Source organism: Mycobacterium sp., assembly GCF_035314665.1.
GTDB lineage: Bacteria > Actinomycetota > Actinomycetes > Mycobacteriales > Mycobacteriaceae > Mycobacterium.
On sequence record NZ_DATFZD010000325.1, the window covers coordinates 1 to 4,205 of the forward strand.

Consider the following 4,205-nt stretch of genomic DNA (forward strand, 5'->3'; position numbering starts at 1 on the left):
ACCCAGATCCCGGGCACTGTGGTGTCCTTGTATCCGTTCGGCGGCTGCAGCCGCGGCTCGGAGTAGGCGACTTCCTTGGGGAGCGTCTCGGCGGTGCTGAACAGGTTGAGGCCGAACGGCAAGTAGTTGAACTTGATCGCATCGAGGATGGGCGCTAGGTATTGCGCGCAGAGTTCGGCGGATTCTTGATAGCCAAGCCGGCTATCGGCCTGAATCATGCTGCAGATGAACTGCATCGGGTTCGTGAAGTTCGGGATCGCCGGAATAGACACGACCGCGCCGTGCGACGGGTGATAAATCTGGTTAAGGTTCGTCTCCAGCGTCGGGAGGACGTGCAGGGCGGTTTCCAAACCATTCAGCGGCTCGGGTTGGACCAGCGTGGTGGTGACGTTGGCGAGGTTGTCGATGTCGCGCGCGAGCACCTCGCGGTTCTTGGCCAAGAACGGGCGCAGTGTGCCGAGCAGGCCGTCGAACTGCTGTATCGCATTGGCGAGGTCCCGGTCAGACCCGGTTAATCTGTCTGTGAACTGGGCCAGGTTGTTGTTTAATGCGACGAACTGCTGGTCGTCCTTGTGCAGGGCGTTCACGAAAAGCGCCAGGCTGTGCACCACCGCGAAGAAGTCGCCACGACCCTGGTTCAGCGCGGTCAGCGCCCGCGACAGGCTGTCGAACGTGGTGTTGATCTGCTTGCCCTTGCCGGCCAGCCCGTCGGCGAACGACTCGATGAGATCACCGAAGGGGCCCTTGGGCTGCTCGGGTGTGGGGCCGAGTTTGGAGATGACGTTGGCGACGCTGTCGCGCAGTTCGTCCCACTCCGTCGGCACCTGTGTGCGCTCGATCGGGATCACCGTGTTATCGGCCATCACCGGACCACTCTTATAGGGCGGCTCCAACTGAATGCTCCGCGACGACACCAGCGTGGGGCTCACAATCACCGCGGACGCATTGGCCGGCACCTTGTATTTGTTGCTGTAATGAAAGATCACCTTCATCTTGTCGCCGGCGGGCACGATCTTGTCGACCGAACCCACGCGAATGCCCATGATCTGGACTTTGTCCCCGGAATAGAGCGCGTTCGCCTCTGGGAAGTAAGCCACCACGGTGTTATTGGTCAACTTCTGGTAGAGCCGTAACCCGATGAACCCGACTAGCAGGGCGACCACCACCGCGAGCGATCCGATGATCACCGATGTCCGAGGCCGCAGTTTGCGTAAACGCAAGTTGCCGTTCAATTTTGGCTACCTCCCGTGACACCGCTACCTCCCGCTCCGCCCGGGTTGATGAACGGAGCGGGCAGTTGCGCACCCGGTCCCTGCGGTGCCGCCGGTCCCGGTGGCAGCCCGGGCGCAAACGTCGACTGCGGCGGGGTCGGGCCGGCCGGTGCCAGGTTTTCGGTGCGCGCTCCCGGCGGCGCGTTGGGCGGCAGTGGCGCCGGCGTGCCCGGGACGTCTGGGGGCGGAGCACCGGGTCGCCCGGCGATCGGAATGCCCGGTATCGGGGGCAGCCCGTTCGGGTTCCGCGGCGACGACAAAACATCGGGCAACGTCGGGTACGGCCCATTAGGCCCGAAGGGACCGAGCCCTTGGTCGACGCCCGCACAGGGCATCGGGTTGCCCGGCCGAGGCAGCAGCTCCGGCGGCGGCGCGTACGAACACGGCGACCCGGGCGCCACGGCCGGCCCCGGGTGATCCGGGGTGCCTTCCAGCACCGGTGGTGCAGGCGGCGGTGCACCGTTGGGGAACCGGGTGCCGTTGGGGTCGGGGAACTTGAACGCGGGCAGGCCGGCGCTGCGCCAGAAGTCCTCCGGGTCGATACCACGCTTCTTGAACGCGGCGTCGACCCACGGCTGCATGATCCAGTACGGCAGCAGGTTGGCCAGGACTATCTTGAAGTACGGTCCGGACGCGACGGACTCTCCTAGCGATGCCGCGAATTGGCTTACATACTTCAGGCTTTGAGCCAGGTCTTCCTTGCGTGCCACCAGCACGTCGCTGATTGCATGCAACTGCTCCAGCACAGGATTCAAGTTCGGGTTGTCGTTGATGAACCCCTGCACCTGCGCCGAGAAGGCGGAAATGTTCCCCAGCAGCGTGTCGATGGCCCGTCCACGTTCGTTGAACGCGGCCAGCAGCGTCTTCGAGTTGACCAGCAGCCGGTTGATTTGTTCACTGCGGTCACCGAGGACGCTGGCTACCTTGTTGGCCTGAGCGAGCAGGTGCTTGATCTGTTCGTCGCGTTTACCGATGGTGTCGGAGAATTTGGCCAAACCGTCGAGGGCGGGGCTCAGGTGCGAGTAGGTCTGATCGACGGTCTGAGACAACACATTCAGCGACTTTTTGACGGTGTCGATGTTCCAGCCAGTGGCGGCCTTGGTGATGTCGAAGTTCGCATCGTACAGCTGGTAGGGGGTGGTGGTTTGGCCCAGCGGCAAAACGCCCCCGGGCCGCAGCATCTGGGTTCCCCGCGGCTCGATCTCGAGTATCTTCCTACCCAGGATCGTGTCGGTCTTGATCGCCAGCCGGCTCTCGGTGCCGATGGTGTTGCTGCCGATGGAGAACTTGATCGCGACGTGGTCGCCGTCGATCTTGAGCCCCTCAACCTTGCCGACAACCACGCCGGTGATGCGCACCTTGTCGCCCTTGTTCAGTTGACCGGTGCTGGCGAACTGCCCGGAGTAGCTCGGACTGGCAAACAGCATCGGGACGCTGGTGAAGCTTTGGCCGACGGCGACGATGAGCACCAGCACGATGACGCCCATGAGGCCGACGCGGCTGCGGTTGAATTCCGTCAGTGTTCTCATTGCGGCGTGCACCTACCCGTGGGCTGCTGCCAGATCCGGACCGTGCGGACCGGGCCGCCGGACTGTAGACCGTTCCACTTGATCGTGAGGTCGCACACGTAGAAGTTCACCCAGTCTCCGTAGAGGCCGATGCTGCGTCCGATCAGGTTGAGCGCGGTTGGCGTCTTGTGGATCAGATCGTTGAGCTGATCACTTTGGTCGACGAGCGGCTGCTGAAGGCCCTGCAGGTAGTTGATCTCCTTGTGCAGCAGAGCGCGGTTATCGGCCAGCAGGTCGGCTACTGTTCCCGCGGCATTGCTGATGTTTGCGATGCCGGCGGCCAACGGATCGGCGTGGTTCGTCAGCCCGGTGATCAGCTTCTCGAAGTTGTCGACGGTCTGGTCGAACTCCTTCCGGTGTTTGACCACGGTGTCAAGCACGATGTTGAGGTTCTTGACCACCTCGCCGATCGCCTGATCACGCTCGGCCAGATGCGAGGTGACGTCCGCGGTCTGGTCGAGGATGTCGTTGATGGTGCCGCCCTGACCCTGAAACACGGTGATGATGGCCGACGCGATGGTGTTGACCTTTTCCGGATCGAGCGCCCGGAACAGCGGCTTGAAACCACCGATCAGCGCATCGAGATCCAGCGCTGGTGAAGTTCGCGACAGCGGGATGAGTCCGCCCGGCGGCAGGACCCGGTCAGCGCCCTCACCCGCGCCGCGGTCGAGTTCCACGTACCGGTCACCGATTATGTCGAGATAGCGGATCTGCGCGGTCGTCGACTGATAAAGCGTCAGCGAACGATCGACATCGAAGTCCACCCATGCCCGCCTGCCGGCGTCGACCAGCCGTACCTTCTTGACCTTGCCGATCTCCACTCCGGACGCGCGGACGAACTGACCGTCGCGCAGCCCGCTGGCGTTGCTGAACTCCGCGGAATAGCTGTTGGTGCTGTTGAAGCGCATCTGACCGAACACCACGATGATGGACACGGTGATCAGCAGCAGCACCAACGAGACGATGCCGAGCCTGATGGCGCTGCCGGTGGTGGTTTTCATGGGTTGATCGTGTTGTCCCCGACTTGACGGCCCCAGACGTACTCGATTGCGTACGGTGAGCCGGTATCTACGTGGTTATACGGGGCGATACTCGCGCCGGTATCCATCACCAACTCGGGCGCGGGCCACAGATCCCGGGTGATGGCCTGCCAGCAACCGGGCGCACCCCCCGGCCCACCACGAGCGTTCACCCGCGGCAGATTGTCCGGATAGACATAGGGATTCGGCGCCCCGCCGACCAAGCCGGCGAGCCCTAGCAGTCCCAGTGTGCCCACCGTACCGGCCAAACCCGGGAGCGTCAGTATGCCTCCCAACGCTGACATCAGCTCGGTCATGGTTTTCAGCGCGTAGCCGTTGCCGCCGCC

Annotated in this window: 3 protein-coding genes and 1 pseudogene; all 4 read right to left on the reverse strand. The window is 63.3% G+C overall.

What is annotated here, in order from left to right:
- Positions 1-1,232 (reverse strand): virulence factor Mce family protein (locus VKI00_RS22365; RefSeq protein WP_324441343.1); only part of this gene is annotated, 1,232 nt, incomplete at its 3' end.
- Positions 1,229-2,800 carry an MCE family protein gene (locus VKI00_RS22370; protein WP_324441345.1) on the reverse strand — a complete coding sequence of 524 codons (1,572 nt, stop codon included), beginning with the start codon at positions 2,798-2,800 and terminating at the stop codon, positions 1,229-1,231. The genes VKI00_RS22370 and VKI00_RS22365, both read right to left, overlap by 4 nt.
- The gene (locus VKI00_RS22375) at positions 2,797-3,840 is read right to left on the reverse strand and encodes a virulence factor Mce family protein (RefSeq protein ID WP_324441347.1); all 1,044 of its coding nucleotides are present in this window, start codon (positions 3,838-3,840) and stop codon (positions 2,797-2,799) included. Before VKI00_RS22375 ends, VKI00_RS22370 begins: the two co-directional genes overlap by 4 nt.
- Positions 3,837-4,205 (reverse strand): annotated as a pseudogene (locus VKI00_RS22380) (MCE-family protein MCE1A); the annotation flags it as partial. The gene VKI00_RS22375 and the pseudogene VKI00_RS22380, both read right to left, overlap by 4 nt.